Annotated in this window: 13 protein-coding genes; 7 read left to right on the forward strand and 6 right to left on the reverse strand. The window is 73.1% G+C overall.

All coding sequences use genetic code 11. The features are described from left to right. Positions 1–41: 41 nt before the first annotated feature. From ACZ4TG_RS37530 to ACZ4TG_RS37545, 4 genes are all read right to left on the reverse strand, one after another. Positions 42–3,959 (reverse strand): multifunctional oxoglutarate decarboxylase/oxoglutarate dehydrogenase thiamine pyrophosphate-binding subunit/dihydrolipoyllysine-residue succinyltransferase subunit, encoded by a 3,918-nt coding sequence (locus ACZ4TG_RS37530; protein WP_468172714.1) that lies wholly within the window; start codon positions 3,957–3,959, stop codon positions 42–44. A gap of 258 nt (positions 3,960–4,217) precedes the next feature. Next, entirely contained in the window at positions 4,218–5,294 is a 1,077-nt protein-coding gene (locus ACZ4TG_RS37535) for a HAMP domain-containing sensor histidine kinase (protein ID WP_468172717.1), read from the reverse strand. Beyond that, positions 5,291–6,031 (reverse strand): response regulator transcription factor, encoded by a 741-nt coding sequence (locus tag ACZ4TG_RS37540; protein WP_468172720.1) that lies wholly within the window; start codon positions 6,029–6,031, stop codon positions 5,291–5,293. The genes ACZ4TG_RS37535 and ACZ4TG_RS37540 overlap by 4 nt, the downstream gene beginning before the upstream one ends. 217 nt (positions 6,032–6,248) lie before the next feature. After that, on the reverse strand, positions 6,249–8,021 hold the full coding sequence (locus ACZ4TG_RS37545) for a glycoside hydrolase family 3 protein (protein WP_468172723.1): 1,773 nt from the start codon (positions 8,019–8,021) through the stop codon (positions 6,249–6,251). 148 nt (positions 8,022–8,169) lie between these two features. Between ACZ4TG_RS37545 and ACZ4TG_RS37550 the strand changes: the two genes are divergently transcribed. Further along, entirely contained in the window at positions 8,170–8,841 is a 672-nt protein-coding gene (locus ACZ4TG_RS37550; protein ID WP_468172726.1) for a TetR/AcrR family transcriptional regulator, read from the forward strand. Positions 8,842–8,978: 137 nt separating this feature from the next. Here the strand turns inward: ACZ4TG_RS37550 and ACZ4TG_RS37555 are convergent, their stop codons facing one another. Continuing rightward, entirely contained in the window at positions 8,979–9,575 is a 597-nt protein-coding gene (locus tag ACZ4TG_RS37555) for a hypothetical protein (RefSeq protein WP_468172729.1), read from the reverse strand. Positions 9,576–9,616: 41 nt separating this feature from the next. Between ACZ4TG_RS37555 and ACZ4TG_RS37560 the strand changes: the two genes are divergently transcribed. From ACZ4TG_RS37560 to ACZ4TG_RS37585, 6 genes are all read left to right on the forward strand, one after another. After that, entirely contained in the window at positions 9,617–11,020 is a 1,404-nt protein-coding gene (locus ACZ4TG_RS37560) for a glycosyltransferase family 39 protein (RefSeq protein ID WP_468172732.1), read from the forward strand. Positions 11,021–11,800: 780 nt separating this feature from the next. After that, positions 11,801–12,643: a sulfurtransferase gene (locus tag ACZ4TG_RS37565; protein ID WP_468172735.1), complete on the forward strand. Its 843-nt coding sequence runs from the start codon at positions 11,801–11,803 to the stop codon at positions 12,641–12,643. Between the two features lie 64 nt (positions 12,644–12,707). Then, on the forward strand, positions 12,708–13,484 hold the full coding sequence (locus ACZ4TG_RS37570; RefSeq protein ID WP_468172738.1) for a DUF4097 family beta strand repeat-containing protein: 777 nt from the start codon (positions 12,708–12,710) through the stop codon (positions 13,482–13,484). 112 nt (positions 13,485–13,596) lie between these two features. Next, positions 13,597–13,881: a DUF3027 domain-containing protein gene (locus ACZ4TG_RS37575; protein WP_468172741.1), complete on the forward strand. Its 285-nt coding sequence runs from the start codon at positions 13,597–13,599 to the stop codon at positions 13,879–13,881. A gap of 111 nt (positions 13,882–13,992) precedes the next feature. Then, the gene (lon, locus tag ACZ4TG_RS37580; RefSeq protein WP_468172744.1) at positions 13,993–16,389 is read left to right on the forward strand and encodes an endopeptidase La; all 2,397 of its coding nucleotides are present in this window, start codon (positions 13,993–13,995) and stop codon (positions 16,387–16,389) included. A 214-nt stretch (positions 16,390–16,603) separates the two neighbouring features. Next, positions 16,604–17,050 (forward strand): MarR family winged helix-turn-helix transcriptional regulator, encoded by a 447-nt coding sequence (locus ACZ4TG_RS37585; RefSeq protein WP_361771147.1) that lies wholly within the window; start codon positions 16,604–16,606, stop codon positions 17,048–17,050. Positions 17,051–17,070: 20 nt separating this feature from the next. Here the strand turns inward: ACZ4TG_RS37585 and ACZ4TG_RS37590 are convergent, their stop codons facing one another. Next, on the reverse strand, positions 17,071–17,844 hold the full coding sequence (locus ACZ4TG_RS37590; RefSeq protein WP_468172747.1) for a protein phosphatase 2C domain-containing protein: 774 nt from the start codon (positions 17,842–17,844) through the stop codon (positions 17,071–17,073). Positions 17,845–17,992 lie beyond the last annotated feature (148 nt).

Raw genomic sequence — 17,992 nt, forward strand, 5'->3', positions numbered from 1 at the left:
CCTGGGGGGCCGGGCCTTCACGGTTCGAGCTGGTGGGGCGATCAGGCCTCGAAGACCTCGTTCAGCAGCAGCTGCTGCTCCGCCTGGTGGCGCTTGGCGGAGCCCACGGCCGGGGACGAGCCGTGCGGGCGCGAGATGCGGCGCAGCCGCTCGCCCGCCGGGATGTCGGCGCCGACCGCCAGGTCGAGGTGGTCGATCAGGTTCAGCGCGATGAACGGCCACGCACCCTGGTTCGCCGGCTCCTCCTGGGCCCAGATGTACTTCGCCGCGTTCGGGAACTTGGCGATCTCGGCCTGGAGCTCCGCACCCGGCAGCGGGTACAGGCGCTCGATGCGGATGATCGCGGTGTCCGTGACGCCGCGCTTCTGCCGCTCGGCCTCCAGGTCGTAGTAGACCTTGCCCGCGCAGAAGACCACCTTGCGGACCGCGTTCGGGTCCACCGTCGAGTCGCCGATGACCGGGCGGAACGAACCGCTCGTGAACTCCTCGGCCTTCGACGCCGCCGCCTTCAGACGCAGCATCGACTTCGGGGTGAAGACGATCAGCGGCTTGTGGTGCGGGTTGTGGACCTGCCAGCGCAGCAGGTGGAAGTAGTTCGACGGCAGGGTCGGCATCGCGACCGTCATGTTGTCCTGCGCGCACATCTGGAGGAAGCGCTCGGGACGCGCGGACGAGTGGTCCGGGCCCTGGCCCTCGTAGCCGTGCGGCAGCAGCAGCGTGACGCCGGAGGTCTGGCCCCACTTCTGCTCGGCCGAGGAGATGAACTCGTCCAGGATGGTCTGCGCGCCGTTGACGAAGTCACCGAACTGGGCCTCCCAGAGGACCAGCGCCTCCGGGCGGGCCAGCGAGTAGCCGTACTCGAAGCCCATGGCCGCGTACTCGGAGAGCAGCGAGTCGTAGACGTTGAAGCGGGCCTGCTCGTCCGACAGGTACAGCAGCGGGGTGTAGTCCTCGCCGGTCTCCCGGTCGATGAGGACCGCGTGGCGCTGGCCGAAGGTGCCGCGGCGGGAGTCCTGGCCGGACAGCCGGACCGGGGTGCCCTCCATCAGCAGCGAACCGAAGGCCAGGGTCTCGCCCATGCCCCAGTCGATCGTGCCCTCGTCGATCATCGCCGCGCGGCGCTGCAGCTGCGGCAGCAGACGCGGGTGGACGGTGACGTTCTCGGGGATGTTGACCTGGGACTCGGCGATCCGCTTGACGACCTCCGGGGAGACGGCCGTGTTCACGGCCACCGGGAAGTCGGCCTGCGGGGCCGGGGCCGCCGGGGCGACCGCAGGCTGAGTGGCGGCCTCGCGGACCTCCGCGAAGACCTTCTCCAGCTGGCCCTGGAAGTCCTGCAGGGCCTGCTCGGCCTCTTCCAGGGTGATGTCGCCGCGACCGATGAGGGACTCGGTGTACAGCTTGCGCACCGAGCGCTTCTTGTCGATCAGGTCGTACATCAGCGGCTGGGTGAAGGCCGGGTTGTCGGACTCGTTGTGGCCGCGGCGGCGGTAGCAGATGAGGTCGATGACCACGTCCTTGTTGAACGCCTGGCGGAACTCGAAGGCCAGGCGGGCAACGCGGACGACCGCTTCCGGGTCGTCGCCGTTGACGTGGAAGATCGGCGCCTCGATCATGCGGGCCACGTCGGTCGCGTACATGGACGAACGCGAGGACTCCGGGGCGGCGGTGAAGCCGACCTGGTTGTTGATGACCACGTGCACGGTGCCGCCGGTGCGGTAGCCGCGCAGCTGCGACATGTTCAGCGTCTCGGCGACCACACCCTGGCCGGCGAAGGCCGCGTCGCCGTGCAGGGCCAGCGGCAGGACGGTGAAGTCCGTGCCGCCCTTGTTGATGACGTCCTGCTTGGCGCGGGCGACACCCTCCAGGACCGGGTCCACGGCCTCCAGGTGCGAGGGGTTGGCGACGAGCGAGACCTTGATCTGCTCCCCGTCCAGGCCCGTGAAGGTGCCGTTGGCGCCCAGGTGGTACTTGACGTCGCCGGAGCCGTGCATCGACTTCGGGTCGAGGTTGCCCTCGAACTCGCGGAAGATCTGCGCGTACGACTTGCCGACGATGTTCGCGAGGACGTTCAGGCGGCCGCGGTGGGCCATGCCGATGACGACCTCTTCGAGGCGGGCCTCGGCGGCCGAGTCGATGACGGCGTCGAGCAGCGGGATGACGGACTCGCCGCCCTCCAGGGAGAAGCGCTTCTGGCCGACGTACTTCGTCTGCAGGAAGGTCTCGAAGGCCTCCGCCGCGTTCAGGCGGCGCAGGATGCGCAGCTGCTCCTCGCGCTCCGGCTTGGAGTGCGGGCGCTCGATGCGGTCCTGGATCCAGCGGCGCTGCTTGGGGTCCTGGATGTGCATGAACTCGACGCCGGTGGTGCGGCAGTACGAGTCGCGCAGCACGCCGAGGATGTCGCGGAGCTTCATCATCGACTTGCCGGAGAAGCCGCCGACCGCGAACTCGCGCTCCAGGTCCCACAGGGTGAGGCCGTGCTCGGTGATGTCGAGGTCGGGGTGCTTGCGCTGCTTGTACTCCAGCGGGTCGGTGTCGGCCATGACGTGGCCGCGGACCCGGTAGGAGTGGATCAGCTCGAAGACGCGGGCGGCCTTCGTGACGTCGTCGTCGTGGGAGGCGTCGATGTCCCGGAGCCAGCGGACCGGCTCGTACGGGATGCGCAGCGCCTCGAAGACGTCGTCGTAGAAGCCGTTCTCGCCGAGCAGCAGGTTCGCGACGATGCGCAGGAACTCGCCGGAGGCCGCGCCCTGGATGACCCGGTGGTCGTAGGTCGAGGTCAGGGTCATGACCTTGGAGACGGCCAGCTTGTTCAGGGTGTCCTGGGAGGTGCCCTGGAACTCGGCGGGGTAGTCCATGGAGCCGACGCCCATGATGACCGACTGTCCGGGCATCAGGCGGGGCACGGAGTGGACGGTGCCCAGGCCGCCGGGGTTGGTGAGGGAGACCGTCACGCCGGTGAAGTCGTCCATCGTCAGCTTGCCGACGCGGGCGCGGCGGACGATGTCCTCGTACGCCTGCCAGAACTCGAAGAAGTTGAGGGTCTCGGCCTTCTTGATGCCGGCGACGACGAGCTGGCGGTCGCCGTTCGGCTTCACCAGGTCGATCGCGAGGCCGAAGTTGATGTGCTCCGGCTTGACCAGGGTCGGCTTGCCGTCCTTCTCCGCGAAGGAGTAGTTCATGGCCGGCATGGCCTTGATCGCCTGCACCATCGCGTAGCCGATCAGGTGCGTGAAGGAGATCTTCCCGCCCCGGGCGCGCTTGAGGTGGTTGTTGATGACGATGCGGTTGTCGAACAGCAGCTTCACCGGGACGGCGCGGACGGACGTGGCCGTCGGCACCTCGAGGGAGGCGTTCATGTTCTTGGCCACGGCAGCGGCCGGGCCGCGGAGCGTCACCAGTTCGGGGCCGGTGGGGGCCCCAGCAGTGGGCGCGGCGTCAGCCGTTCCGGTGGAGCCGGTGCTTGCACCGGGGGGCGCGGCCTTCTGGGCTGCGGGGGCGGCGGCGGCCGGAGCCTGGGCCTGAGGGGCAGGAGCGGCCGGTGCGGCGGCCGGGGCCTGGGAGGTGACAGTCACAGCAGGGGCACCAGAGGGGGTGGCAGGAGCAGGGGCAGGAGCTGACGCAGGCGGAGGGGTCGGCGCGGCGCTCGCCGCCCCCGTGGCGGCTGCGACGGCGGCCTTCGGGGCCTGGGCGGCGGGGCTGGCGGCCTGTGCGGAGGCGCCACCCGTCGTCGTGGACTTCTCGGGACTTTCGGCCTTCACCGGGGCGGGAGCGCCCCCGGGCTTGTAGTCGGCGAAGAAGTCCCACCAGGCCCGGTCGACCGAGTTCGGGTCCTGGAGGTACTGCTGATAGATCTCGTCGACGAGCCACTCATTGGCACCGAAGCCTGAGGCAGGGGTCTTCCCGCCCTCTGCTGCTTCGGTCGTGGTGCTCGAGTTACTGGGGGACTGTGGCGACACGGCGGCAACCGCCCTCTTCCGCTTCACAAGGTATGGACAGCGGGAATAAAGGCTACGCCTCCCCAGCGGTCAGATGCAGGCCGGGCGGGACTTCCGTCGCGCAGGTCACATCGAACGGCGGGTTTCGCCACGTGGAATGGCGGGAAACAAGCGCGGTTCGGGTAGGGGGCACCGAGGTTGCGGCCCCCTTGGCTTCGCACCCCTGACGACCCCGGGCACGTGTGGCCGAGATCATGTCCTTCCCACTCGAACCCTACGTCAACCCGGCGGCTGCGAGCTGCCCGGAAGCGTGACGAGGATGCGGCAGCCGCGTGACGATTCGGCCACTCCGATCTGGCCCCCGTGCAGGCCGACGGCCCAGCGGGCGATCGCCAGGCCCAGCCCGGTGCCTCCGTCGCCGCCGCCCGCGCTGCCCCGGTTGAACCGCTCGAAGACGCGGTGCCACTCGGACTCCGGGATCCCGGGACCTTCGTCCCGTACCTCCAGCTCCAGGCTCCCCGGAGCGTCCCCGGCCCGGGCCCTGACCGTGACCCTGCCGTGCGGGGGGCTGTGCTTGACCGCGTTGTCGATCAGGTTCGCCACCACCTGGTGGAGCCGCTCCGCGTCGGCGTACGCCGTCAGCTCGGACGGGAACACGTCCAGGTGGAGGTGGACGTCGTTGCGGGTGTGCCCGCCGGAGCCGGAGAGCAGCCCCGGCCGGCCGGCCGCCGCCAGCCCCGACTCCTTGAGGACCCCCGACAGGTACGGCCACACCTCGAAGCGGCGCGCCCGCAGCGGGACCACCCCGTTGTCCACCCGGGACAGGTCCAGCAGGGTCTCCACGAGCCGGCCCAGCCGCTCGGTCTGCTTCAGCATCGTGCGCATGGTCTCGGGATCGGCGGCCGAGACCCCGTCGACCACGTTCTCCAGGACCGCCCGGAGCGCGGCGATCGGCGTGCGCAGCTCGTGGGAGACGTTCGCGACCAGCTCCTTGCGGTGCCGGTCCACCGCCTCCAGGTCGTCGGCCATCAGGTTGATCGTCGAGGCCAGGTCGCCCAGCTCGTCCCGGCGGCCCGCGCCCCGCACCCGGCGGGTGTAGTCCCCCTGGGATATCGCCCGCGCGACCGTGGTCATGTCGTCCAGCGGCGCCGTCAGGCCGTGCGCCACGAACTGGGTGATCAGCATCGAGGCGATCACCGAGAAGACCGTGATGAACCGCAGCTCGGTGTCCGTGCGCAGGGCCACCAGCAGCAGGCCGGTGGTGATGAAGACCGAGACCACGACGAGCGTGCCCAGCTTCGTCTTGATCGAGAACGGCGAATACGGCCGAAGACCTCCGGGCTGCCGCTGGCTCACGGCTGCGCCGGGGTCTCCAGGGCGTACCCGACGCCGTGGACCGTACGGATCCGCTCCGCGCCGATCTTCCGCCGCAGGGCCTTGATGTGGCTGTCGACCGTACGGGTCCCGGACGCGTCGGCCCAGTCCCACACCTCCGCCAGCAGCTGCTCCCGCGAGAGCACCGCCCGCGGGGTCCCGGCCAGGCACACCAGCAGGTCGAACTCGGTCGGCGTCAGGTGGACGTCCTCCGCCTGCACCCTGACCCGGCGCTGGGCGTGGTCGATCTCCAGGTCGCCCAGGCGCAGCGTCGCCCCGCGCGGGGCGGTCGCGGCCAGCGTGGCCCGCTCCACCCGGCGCAGCAGCACGTGGACCCGTGCGGCCAGCTCGCGCATGGAGAACGGCTTGGTCATGTAGTCGTCGGCCCCGACCCCGAGGCCGACCAGCATGTCCGTCTCGTCGTCCCGGGCGGTGAGCATCAGCACCGGCACCGGCCGCTGGGCCTGGACCCGGCGGCAGACCTCCAGCCCGTCGAAGCCGGGCAGCATGACGTCCAGCACCAGCAGCTCGGGCAGCCAGCTCTCGGCCGCGGCGACGGCGGCAGGGCCGTCGTACGTGGTCTGCACCTGGAAGCCCTCGGCGCGCAGCCGGGCCGAGATGGCGTCGGCGATGGTGCGGTCGTCCTCGACCACGAGCACGCGCCGCTGGGCGCCTGGCGTTGCCGCGGCGCCGTTGTGGCTGGTGTGTGTCTGTTCCATGTCCCGCCCCTGAAGATCCTGCGCGATGGGGTGCAGCGTAGAGGAGGCACCGGCCTGCGGCTATGCGGGGTTCGGACAGGGGCGGCTGCGGAGAGTGAGGGCGCCGGACGCCCGTCCCCCCACGGGACGGGCGTCCGGCATATGCGGGGCGGTCAGGTGCCTCGCAGTCTGTGATCTTCGCCGCGGCCGGGGCTCCGGCCGATCGGCAGGGCGGCCCTCAGAGCGTCAGCCCGTGCCCGTGCGGGAAGACCGGGTCCTGCGTGTCGTTCGGGACGTCGGGGCGGGAATCGGCGACGGCCCGCATGGAGCGCGGGAGTTCGAAGGGCAGCCGGCCCTCCGCGGCGGCGCGGCCGAAGGCCACGTCCAGCAGGGCCGCGTCGCCCGCTCCGTAGTCGGCGATCAGCGCCGCCGCCCGCCCGGCGATCTCCGGGAGCACCGCGGGCCGCTCCAGATTGATGCAGACCAGCGTCGGCACGGAGTCGAGCAGACCGAGGATCTTCGCCAGCTCCGGCTCGGGGAAGGCGAGCGAGCCCGAGTGGAAGAACGATTCGAAAATGTTGTCGCGGGGCTCGTACGGCGTGCGCAGGCGCAGCACCGCCAGGTCGGCCCCGGCCGGGTCCGCCACCACGTCCCCGTACCCGGCCGCCACCGCCGGGTCCACGTCCCGGACGTACAGCTTCGGCCGCCCGGAGAGCGGCAGGAGGCCGCAGCCGTTGGCGAGCACCGTCAGCGAGCGGCGCTGTGCGGCTTCGCCGAGGGCCGTGAAGTCGGCCCGGCCCACCGTCTCGGCGGCCGCGTCCGGGTCCACGTACGGGTTCTCGAACAGGCCGAGCGTGAACTTCTCGCGCAGCAGGCGGCGCACGGACGCGTCGATCCGGTCCTCGGTGATCCGGCCGGACCGGACCAGCCCGACGATGACCTCGGGGCACTGTTCGCCGCCGAACTGGTCGCATCCGGCGTCCAGCGCGCGGGCCGCCCGCTCGGCGACCGTCAGGTGCTCCAGGCCCCACGCCCGCGCCGGGTGCGTCTCGCCGAAGATCGCCGCGTCCGTCAGCAGGCCCCAGTCGGTGCAGACGATCCCGTCGAAGCCCAGCTCCTCGCGCAGCAGCCCGGTGACCACGCCCTTGTTGAAGCCGAAGCCGACCTCCTCCCAGTCCGTGCCGACGGGCTGGCCGTAGTACGGCATCATCTGCGCGCAGCCGGCCTCGATCGCCGCCTTGAAGGGCTCCAGGTGGTGCTCGCGCATGCCGCCCGGGTAGACCTGCTCCTTGCCGTGCGCGAAGTGCGGGTCCTCGCCGTCCTTCTGCGGGCCGCCGCCGGGGAAGTGCTTGACCATCGCGGAGACCGAGCGCGTGCCGAGCCGCTCGCCCTGGAGGCCGCGTACGTAGGCCCGTACGAGCTCACCCGTCAGCGCGGCGTCGGATCCGAAGGTGCCGGACTGGCGGGCCCAGCGCGGTTCGGTCGCCAGGTCGATCTGCGGGTGCAGGGCGACCCGGAAGCCGACGGAGAGGTACTCGCGGCGGACGGTGTCGGCGAACCGCTCCACCAGTGCGGGGTCCCCGATCGCTGCCAGCCCGAGGGCCTCGGGCCAGGCGGAGAACGCCCCCGCGTTGAAGGAGGCGCCGACGTTGTCGGTGAAGGCGTGCCGGGGGTCGGTGGAGAGGGTGACCGGGATGCCCAGGCGGGTGCCGGCGGCCATCTCCTGGACCGTGTTCTGCCACTGGGCCATCTCGCGGGCGCCGTAGGTGCCGAGCAGGTTGAAGTGGGTGAGCAGCCGGCCCTCGATCAGCTCGGGCGTGGTGAAGGGGAGCATCGAGCCGTCGGTCTCGGTGACCGGGCTGCCGTCCGCGTTCATCATCAGCATGGAGTGGAAGAGCTGGCCGGCCTTCTCCTCCAGCGTCATCCGGGAGAGCAGGTCCTCCACGCGCCGCTCGACGGGGAGTTCGGGGTTCTTATAAGGGATGCCTGAAGTGTCCTGCGTGAGCGCCATGGGGGACTCCAACGATCGCGCGGCCGGTCTCGTCGCCGACCTGGCGTCATCAACGTAGACGCGAAAACCTTGTACCCACTAGGTTTTCGCGGGTGACCTGGATCACGCCCCCGGGGTGGCGGAAAACGCAGGCCCTAGGGTGGCTCGCATGGCACAGGACAAGGGGCGAACCACCCCGAAGACCCCAGGTCGAGGGAGCTACGCCGTGGGTGACGCCCGGCGGCAGAAGATCCTCGACACCGCCGTCGAGCACTTCGCGCAGTGGGGCTTCCACGCCTCCTCGCTGGCCCGGATCGCCCACGACTGCGGGATCACCCAGGGCGGCCTGCTGCACCACTTCCGCAGCAAGGAGGACCTGCTGCTGTCCGTGCTGGCCCAGAGCGAGCAGCACGACGTCGAGCGCCTCTTCAGCACGCCGGCGGAGTCGGTGGCCGCCTACTGCGCCACGGTCGTCGCCCTCGCCGCCGACAACGCCCGGCGGCCCGGCCTCGTCCGGATGCTCAACACCCTCGTCGGCGAATCGGGCAACCCCGGCCACCCCGCCCACGCGTACTTCAAGCAGCGCTACGCCCGCGTGCTCGGCCACACCGTCGAACTCCTGGAGCAGGGCGTCGCCCGCGGCGAGCTGCGCCCCGGCACCGACTGCGAGGGGACGGGGCGGGAGATCCTCGCCGTCATGGACGGGCTCCAGATCCAGTGGGTGCTGGATCCGGAGAGCGTCGACATGCCGGGCCGGCTGCACGGGTACCTGGACCGGCAGCTGCGGGGGATCACGACGGCCGGGACGGGGCTGGGGACGGGCTCGGAGGGCAGGCCTTAGCCGGCTGGTCTGCGGTCTGGCGTCTGCGGTCTGGCGTCTGCCGTCTGCCGTCTGCGTCTGCGTCTGCGTCTGCCGTCTGCCGTCTGCGTCTGGCGCCTGCCGCCTGGCGTCCGTGGTCCGCTGGGCCTCGTAGTCCTCTAGTCCCCGAACGGGGGCAGTGCGTCGATCACGTTGGTGAGGGCCGTCGGGACCGAGCCGTCGCTGGCGGCGACCTCGAAGCCGCCGTGCACGAAGGCGTACACGAACCCGTCGTAGACGGTCCCGTTCGTCGAGACCCGGGGCAGACGGGGGAAGTCAGCCTCCCGGAGCGCCGTGCGCAGCGCGTCGAGCTGGGCCGCGGTCAGCTTGCCGCTGCCCACCTCCTTCGCCTTCCCGTCCAGCCGGGTCCAGGAGCCGTCGCCCTTGACCAGCAGGGTGCTGGTCCGTCCGGCGAAGCCGCCGCTGCGGGTCACCCTGACGAGGGTCTCGCTCGGGGAGGTCGGCTGGGGCGAGGGCGGCGGCGGGGCGGCCGGGGCCGGACTCCGCGATGCGGAGGGGAGGCCGGGCCCGGGGCTCGCGGAGGCGGAAGGGCTGGGCGCCGGGGCCGGATCGGCGCTCGCAGCGGGCCCCTGGCCGGACGAGGCCGGCGCCCGGTCCGGCGTGTGGTCCGCGGAGGCCTCCCCGCCGGAACCGCACCCGCTGAGCGCCACCGCGCCCAGCACCGCCGCCACCACGCCCGCTCGCCACGCTCGCACGCCGTACCCCCGCAGGAATTCGCCCGTCCCGGACCCCGAGTATGGAGTCCCCGCCAGTCGCACGGAAGCACCCGGAGGCCGACATCAGCCGCACAGCCCCCTGGCGCCTGCTGCCGCCCCTGGTCGCCCTCGTCCTCGGCCTGTGGGGTCTCGAACGCGGTCCCGGCGGCGGCAGCATGTGGCGCGACGAATCCGTCACCGTGCAGGTCGCGCACCGCCCCCTCGGCGGGCTGTGGGAACTGCTCGGGCAGGTCGACGCCGTGCACGGGCTGTACTACCTGCTGATGCACGGGGTCTTCGGCCTGTGGGACGGGGGCCTGTGGGCGCTGCGCCTGCCGTCCGTCGCCGCCACGGCCCTGGCCGCCGCCGGCGTGGCCGCGGTGGCGTCCCGCCTGGCGGGGGAGCGGGCCGGAGTGCTGGCAGGAACCGCCTACGCCGTACTGCCGCCCGTGCAGATGTACGCGCAGGAGGGGCGCTCGTACGCCCTCGTCGCCTGCGCCGTGGTCTGGGCCACCTACCTGATGCTGCGCGAGTGGTGGGCCGCCTACGCGGTGGTGCTGCTGCTCGGCTGCTGGCTCCACGAGTTCGCCGTACTGGCCCTGCTCGCGCACGGCTGCGCCGTGTGGCGCTCGCGCGGCTGGCGGTGGAGCGCGGCGGCCGTCGTGGCCGCGCTGCTGCCGCTGGCCTGGGTCAGCGCCCGGCAGGCGCAGCAACAGCTGGGCTGGCTGGGGCGGCCGAGCTGGCAGGACTGGACGGCGTACGGGGTGCTCCTGGTCGCGGTGCTGCTGCTCGCGCGGGCGGTCCGCGGGACGGGTGACCTCGTACGGGTCGCCGTGCCGCTCGCGCTGCTGCCGCCCGGACTGCTGATGACGCTCTCGCTGGTGCACCCCTGGTACGTCGACCGGTACGTGCTCTACTCGCTCGCCGGCCTGGCCCTGCTCGCGGGGGCGTGGCTCGCGCGGGCCCGGGGCGTGCGGCCGTGGGTGCTGGTGGCCGCGCTGCTGGTGCCGTTCGGGTGGTGGTCGGTGTGGCTGCGGACCCCGGAGAGCCGCAAGGACGACGTGCTCGCGGTGGCGGCCGCCGTCCGGGAGCGGGCCCGGCCGGGGGACGCCGTGCTGTTCATGCCGTCCCGGCGGCGGGAGTGGCTGCTGTCCTCGCCCGGCGTGTACGCCCCGCTGCGGGACCTCGCCCTGGACCGCACCCCGGCGGCCTCGCGGAGCCTGTGGGGCACCGAGGCCGACCCGGCGCGGATCCGGGCCGGGCTGGCCGGCGCGCCACGGGTGCTCGCCCTGCTGGACCCGGTGGGGCAGCCGCTGGACCCGTACCCGGCGGAGGTGGCGAAGCGGGAGGCACTGGCCGCCGGGTTCGAGCTGTGCTCGGTGGTGGAGGTGCGGGGGGCCCGGGTGGCGGTGTACGCGGCGCGGCCGGGGGGCGGCTGCGGCTGAGGTGCGGGTGGCCCCCGGCGGATCTGGGGCAGACCCGGCGCGGACCCGGGGCGGATCCGGGGCGGTTCCGGCGGGGTTCCGGGGGGATCCGGCGGGGCGCCGACCGGGGGCGCTGCGGGGGTCGGCCCGCCGGGGTGGCTGCGGGTGCTGCTGGAGTCGGGGCGGGTGAAGTGCGGGCGGGGACCCGGCCCTTGGGCGGGCGGATCGCTCACCGGGGCGGGCGCCCGGGTGGGCGGTTGCGGGCCAGGGGCCAGGGGCCGTGCCGGGTGGGGGTGTTCGCGTGGGTCCTGGCCCCGGCTGGGTGGGATTGCCTGTGGGGATCCGGGGCCGTGCCCGGGCTATGTGCTTGGGCTCGGCCCCCGGCCGGGCGGCCGGGTGGCGGGGGCTCGGGACCGTGCCGGGCGGGGTCGTTGGCGTGGGTCCGTGCCTGGGCCGAGTTGTTCACGTGGGTCCAGGTCGAGCGGGGTTGCTGGCGGGGGGCTCGGAGCCGCGCCAGGCGGGGTTGTTGGCGTGGGGCCTGGCTTCGGCCGGGTGGCGTTGTTGGCGTGGGTCTGTGCCCGGGCCGGTTTGTTCGCGTGGATCCGTGCCGGGTGGGGTTGTTGGCGGGGGCTCGGGACCGTGCCGGGTGGGGTTGTTGGCGTGGTCCGTGCCCCGGGTCGGGTTGTTCGCGGGGGTTCGGGCCCTGGTCGGGGGCGACCGCAGGGCCGGGCGGGCGGGTGCTTGGATGGGCGGCGGGCCGTACCGCCGAGGCCCGAACGCCGCTGCCTCCGGAGGTGCCGCATGACCGCGTCCGAGAACCCGACGGGCCCGCTGATCGGGGCCGGCCGACTGGCCGCCCGCCTCGGCGAGCCCGGCCTGGTCGTCCTCGACGCCTCCGTCGCCCCCCACCGCGGAGCGGACCGCCGGATCCCGGGCGCCCGGCCCTTCGACCTCGACGGCGCCCTGTCCGACCACGCGGCTGCCGCCCCGCACACGATGCCCTCGGCCGCCGCCTTCGAGGAGGCGATGCGCGGCCTCGGTGTCGACGACTCCGTCACCGTGGTCGTGTACGACGGCGCCGGGATCCACTCCAGCGCCCGGGCGTGGTGGATGCTGCGCGCGATGGGCTTCGACCGGGCTGCGGTCCTCGACGGCGGCCTCCCCGCCTGGGTCGCCGCCGGCCTGCCCGTGGAGGACACCGGACCGGCGTACGAGGGCCCGCGCGGCTCCTTCACCGCCCGGCCGCGGGCCGGGCTCCTGGTGGACAGCGCCGCCGTGGCCGCCGCCCTGGCGGACCCGGCGGCGGCCGTGCTCGACGCCCGGACCCGGGAGCGCTTCGCGGGCACGGCACCCGAACCCCGGCCGGGGCTGCGCGGCGGCCACATGCCGGGCGCCCTGAACCTCCCCTTCGGCGACCTCAAGGGGCCGGGCGGGCTGATGCGGCCCGCCGCGGAACTTCGCGAGGCCTTCCGCGCGTTGGCGGGAGAGCGGGAGCGGCTGTACTTCAGCTGCGGGTCGGGGGTGACGGCCTGCGTGCTCGCGCTGGGCGCCGACCTGGCCGGATACCGGGACCTCGCGGTGTACGACGGCTCGTGGAGCGAGTGGGGCCTGCCCTCGGAACTCCCGGTCGTGACGGGGGGATAACCCCACCGCGGCTCGGGGTACGGCCCCCATCGCCGCGCGGCGCGCGCCTGCCCAGACTGGCGTCATGCCTCTTCACGCCACGTCAGCCCGCCCCGCCCACAAGGCACTTGCCGCCACCGTTACCGCCACCGCCGTCGCCCTGGCCGGCGGGCTGCTCCTCTCCGGCTGCTCGCTCTCCTCGCACACGATGAGGACCGCGGACTCCGACGCCACGGTCACCGAGGCCGTCTCGGCGGTCGAGGTCACGGACGCGCGGCACGGCTCGATCGAGGTCACCCCCGGCAGCGGCCCGGGCGTCACCGTCCACCGCACCGTCCACTACCGGGGCAACGAGACCCCCCGGCCGGGCCAGCAGGTCGCCGGGGGCTTGCTCACCTTCAGCAACGGCTGCTCCGGCAGCTGCTACGTCGACTACCGCCTGGAGGTCCCGGCCTCGGCGACGGTCAAACTGGAGAGCAGCAGCGGCCGGGTGACGGTGTCCGGGGTGGCCGCCGCCGACCTCGCCACCTCCTCCGGCCCGGTGAAGGCCGAGCGGATCGCGGGCGCGCTGAAGATACGTACCTCCTCCGGTGACATCACGGGCGCGGGCCTGTCCGGGCCGGGCGCCGACGTCCGCTCCGACTCGGGGGACGCCCGCCTGGACTTCGCCGCGCCCCCGGCCTCGGTGAACGCCGACACCGGCTCGGGCAACGTCACCCTGCAGGTGCCGTCCGGGCCCTACCGGGTCGAGGTCTCCACCACCTCGGGGGACCGCGAGGTCGGCCTCGACGCCGACCCGGCGGCCACCGCCCGTCTCGCCGTGAAGACCACCTCGGGCGACGTCCGCGTCTCGGCCGCCTGACGGGCCCGAGGCAGAGGGCCGGGACCCGCGGGAATCGGCTGGCGGACCGGCGCCGGTTCCGTGCAGATTGGCCCCGCGCACCGGGGGAGCCGGTGGAGGGAGCGGGGATCGGATGACGTCCGGCATGCCGTGGACGGGTGACGACCGCGGCCACAACGACGAGGTCCACGCGCGCTGGCTGCGACGGCTGAACCGGCCCGCCGGCGAGCCCGGCTACCGCGACGAGTGGTACTCCGAGCAGTGCGGCGGGTGCCGGTTCTGGACGGCGCTCGGCGGAGAGTTCGGGCAGGGCTGGGGCGCCTGCACCCATGCGGGGTCGGCGTCCGACGGGCGGATGCGCTTCGAGCACGACGGCTGTGCAGACTTCACCGACCGCGAAGACGGATCTTTCGGCTGATCAGAGGGCCTCCACTGGCTGTTCGCCCCCGGCGAACGGGCGTTGGGGAACATCGGGGGACTCACAGGCATTGAGTCGGCATAGCTCAACTTCACTGCCGGAGGGAAGATCATGGCTTCGACGTCCGTAACGCTCACTCTGCCCGTGCTGCCGCTCGACGACGAGGTCGTGCTGCCTGGAATGGTCGTACCGCTGGACCTGTCCGACGCCGAGGTGCGAGGGGCCGTGGAGGCCGCTCAGGCCGCCGCGGGCAGCGGGAAGCCCCGGGTGCTGCTCGTGCCGCGGGTCGACGGGAAGTACGCCGGCATCGGTGTGCTGGGGACCGTCGAGCAGGTGGGGCGGCTCTCCGACGGCGACCCTGGCGCCCTCATCCGGGGGCGCGGGCGCGTCCGCATCGGGGCCGGGACCACCGGCCCCGGGGCCGCGCTCTGGGTCGAGGGCGAGTCCGTCGACGAGAAGGTGCCGGATCCGCTGCCCGGGGCCGCCGCCGAGCTCGTCAAGGAGTACAAGGCGCTCGCCACCAGCTGGCTCAAGAAGCGCGGGGCCTGGCAGGTCGTGGACCGCGTGCAGCAGATCGAAGGGGTCTCGGCGCTCGCCGACAACTCCGGGTACTCGCCGTTCCTGACCGTGGCCCAGAAGGTGGAACTGCTGGAGACGACCGACCCCGTCGCCCGGCTCAAGCTCGCGATCAAGGCGCTGAGCGACCACCTCGCCGAACAGGACGTCGCCGAGTCCATCGCCAAGGACGTACAGGACGGCGTCGACAAGCAGCAGCGCGAGTTCCTGCTGAAGCGGCAGCTGGAGGCCGTCCGCAAGGAACTGCGCGAGCTGGGCGGCGAGAAGGAGGGCGAGGAGTCCGACGACTACCGCGCCCGGGTCGAGGCCGCCGACCTGCCCGAGAAGGTGCGCGAGGCCGCGCTCAAGGAGGTCGACAAGCTGGAGCGCTCCAGCGACCAGTCTCCCGAGGGCTCCTGGATCCGGACCTGGCTCGACACCGTGCTGGAACTGCCCTGGAACGAGCGCACCGAGGACGAGTACGACATCCGCGGGGCCCGGGCGGTGCTCGACGCCGAGCACGCCGGACTGAGCGACGTGAAGGACCGCATCACCGAGTACCTCGCCGTGCGCAAGCGGCGTTCCGAGCGGGGCATGGGCGTCATCGGCGGGCGGCGCGGCGGAGCCGTGCTGGCGCTCGTAGGCCCTCCCGGGGTCGGAAAGACGAGCCTCGGCGAGAGCGTCGCGCACGCCATGGGCCGCAAGTTCGTCCGCGTCGCGCTCGGCGGCGTACGGGACGAGGCCGAGATCCGCGGCCACCGGCGGACGTACGTCGGCGCGCTGCCGGGCCGGATCGTGCGCGCCATCAAGGAGGCCGGGTCGATGAACCCGGTCGTCCTCCTGGACGAGATCGACAAGGTCGGCTCCGACTTCCGCGGAGACCCGGCGGCGGCCCTGCTGGAGGTCCTCGACCCCGCGCAGAACCACACCTTCCGGGACCACTACCTGGAGGTGGAGCTCGACCTGAGCGACGTCGTGTTCCTGGCCACCGCCAATGTCCTGGAGGCCATTCCGGAGGCCCTCGCCGACCGGATGGAGCTCGTCCGGCTCGACGGGTACACCGAGGACGAGAAGGTCGTCATCGCCCGCGACCACCTGCTGCCCCGGCAGCTGGAGCGCGCCGGACTCGCCGCCGACGAGGTGGTCCTCCAGGAGGGCGCCCTGCGCAAGCTGGCAGGGGAGTACACCCGGGAGGCGGGGGTGCGCACCCTGGAGCGGTCCATCGCACGGCTGCTGCGCAAGGTCACCTCGCAGCACGAGCTGGGCGAGCGGGAACTGCCCCTGAGCATCGGCGCCGACGACCTGCGTGCCCTCATCGGGCGTCCGCACCACGTCCCGGAGTCCGCACAGGACCCGGCGCAGCGGCGGACCGCCGTACCCGGCGTGGCCACCGGTCTGGCCGTGACGGGCGCGGGCGGTGACGTGCTCTTCGTCGAGGCCTCGCTGGCCGACCCGGAGACGGGCGCCGCCGGGCTGACCCTGACCGGACAGCTGGGCGACGTGATGAAGGAGTCCGCGCAGATCGCGCTCAGCTTCCTGCGCTCGCACGGCGCGGAGCTGGAGCTTCCGGTCGCCGACCTCAAGGACCGGGGCGTGCACATCCACTTCCCGGCGGGCGCGGTGCCCAAGGACGGCCCGAGCGCGGGCATCACCATGACGACCGCGCTGGCCTCGCTGCTGTCCGGGCGGCAGGTCCGCACCGACGTGGCGATGACCGGCGAGGTCTCGCTGACCGGCCGGGTCCTGCCGATCGGCGGGGTGAAGCAGAAGCTGCTCGCCGCGCACCGGGCGGGCCTGACGACCGTGATCATCCCGAAGCGGAACGAGGCCGACCTGGACGACGTCCCGGCCGAGGTGCTGGAGGGGCTGGAGGTGCACCCGGTGACGGACGTGCGCCAGGTGCTGGAGCTGGCCCTGGCCCAGGCGGAGGTCGGCGTCAACCTCGCCGCCTGACCCGGCAGGGGGACGGCCCGTGGACCCGCTTCGGCGGGGCCCCGGGCCGTCGGCGCGCCCGCTGCGAAATACTGGGCCGCGCAATCAGACACCGGGACCGGGACCGACACCGGGACCGAGACCGGAACCGACACCGGGACCGAGACCGGAACCGACACCGGGACCGACACCGGGACCGACACCGGGATCCGGACACCACCGACAGGAGCCGTACGTGCACGGGAGCGAAGACCAGGAGTTCCTTGCCTTGGAGCGGGAGCTGTCCGTCTTCCTCCGGCGGGCCCGGGCCTCCTCGGGCGAGATGGCCCGCGCCCTGCACCCCGAGCTGGAGCCGGCCGCGTACGGGCTGCTGGTGCGGCTGGAGGCGGCGGGGCGCCAGCGGGCCACGGAGCTGGCCGCGTACTTCGGGGTCGGCAAGGCCACGATGAGCCGGCAGCTGCGGGCGCTGGAGGTGCTGGGGCTGGTGGCCCGGGAGCCGGATCCCGCCGACGGGCGGGCGTTCCTGGTCGGGCTCACGGAAGAGGGGCGGGCCCGGTTCCTGCGGGTGCGGGGCGCGCGGCGCGAGCAGTACATGCGCAAGCTGGCCGACTGGGACCGGGGAGAGGTCGCGGAACTGGCGCGGCTGCTGAACCAGTTGAACCAGGGGGCGGACTCGGACTAGCGGGACGTTGCGGACATCCCCTACAACTCCGCGTACACCGCCGAGGCGTCGTCGTGGCGCTTGCCGCGGGCCGGAGGGCGGTCGGGATCCGATTCGAGGGTGCGGACGCGGGTGATCAGGCCCTCCGCACCCTCCTTGCGGAGCACCCCCATGCAGGCCGCCCAGTCGCCCTCGGCGAACGTGTCCGTCCAGCGGCTGGCCCCGTCCGTGAGGGCGGCCAGGGCCCGGACCTCCGCGCGCGGTGTGCGGCCGGTGACCGCGCGGGAGACGACCGCCGGGTCCGCGGCGGCCGTGAAGAAGCCGCCTTCGGCGTTGCGCAGCGCGTCCGCGGTGGCCACCGAGCGCAGCGCCTCCGGCGGGACCCGGTCCAGCCGGTCGTCGAGGACCGGCGTGACCGCACCGCCGGGGTCCTGGAGGAGCAGTACGGAGTCCGACAGCACGAGGTGTTCCACGTAGGCCTCGTCCCAGCGGGCGAGCACCACCGTCGCCTGTGGCGTACGGACGTGAGAAAGGTCACAGGTGTCGCGGTGTGCCTCGGCGGTGCTCCCGATGGACGCCGCCAGGATCCGGTCCAGAGGCATGTCCCGCCGCGATCCGGACAGTTCGGTCAATCGCCCGCCGAGCCGGGCCGCGAACCAGGGCACACCGTGCACGCACCCGTCCTCGCCGCGCGGCGGAGTCACTCCGTCGAGAACCACCAGGACGCCGCCGCCCGACGTGGGGATCGCCGCCGACACCCAGTCCTCGTTGGGGCGTTCCGGACTGCCGGCCTCCGAAGCCAGGTCGATGCGCATGGGGACATTCTGCCCGGCGGCGCGGCTCGGGGCCGCTCCGGGGGACTGCGGGGCGGTCCCTCGGGCGGCTACCGGACGGAGGCAGGTCCGTACCAAGTCGGCGGGGGCATTTCGGGCGTTACCGGCGGTCCTCGGCGATGCGGGCGCG

Source organism: Streptomyces sp. NPDC028314 (genome assembly GCF_055565795.1).

Coding starts and splice junctions, on each gene's coding strand:
- ACZ4TG_RS37575 (WP_468172741.1), top strand. CDS start 13,597: ATGACGTCCGGCATGCCGTGGACGGGTGACGACCGCGGCCACAACGAC.
- lon (WP_468172744.1), top strand. CDS start 13,993: ATGGCTTCGACGTCCGTAACGCTCACTCTGCCCGTGCTGCCGCTCGAC.
- ACZ4TG_RS37590 (WP_468172747.1), bottom strand. CDS start 17,844: ATGCGCATCGACCTGGCTTCGGAGGCCGGCAGTCCGGAACGCCCCAAC.
- ACZ4TG_RS37550 (WP_468172726.1), top strand. CDS start 8,170: ATGGCACAGGACAAGGGGCGAACCACCCCGAAGACCCCAGGTCGAGGG.
- ACZ4TG_RS37560 (WP_468172732.1), top strand. CDS start 9,617: ATGGAGTCCCCGCCAGTCGCACGGAAGCACCCGGAGGCCGACATCAGC.
- ACZ4TG_RS37540 (WP_468172720.1), bottom strand. CDS start 6,031: ATGGAACAGACACACACCAGCCACAACGGCGCCGCGGCAACGCCAGGC.
- ACZ4TG_RS37565 (WP_468172735.1), top strand. CDS start 11,801: ATGACCGCGTCCGAGAACCCGACGGGCCCGCTGATCGGGGCCGGCCGA.
- ACZ4TG_RS37570 (WP_468172738.1), top strand. CDS start 12,708: ATGCCTCTTCACGCCACGTCAGCCCGCCCCGCCCACAAGGCACTTGCC.
- ACZ4TG_RS37545 (WP_468172723.1), bottom strand. CDS start 8,021: ATGGCGCTCACGCAGGACACTTCAGGCATCCCTTATAAGAACCCCGAA.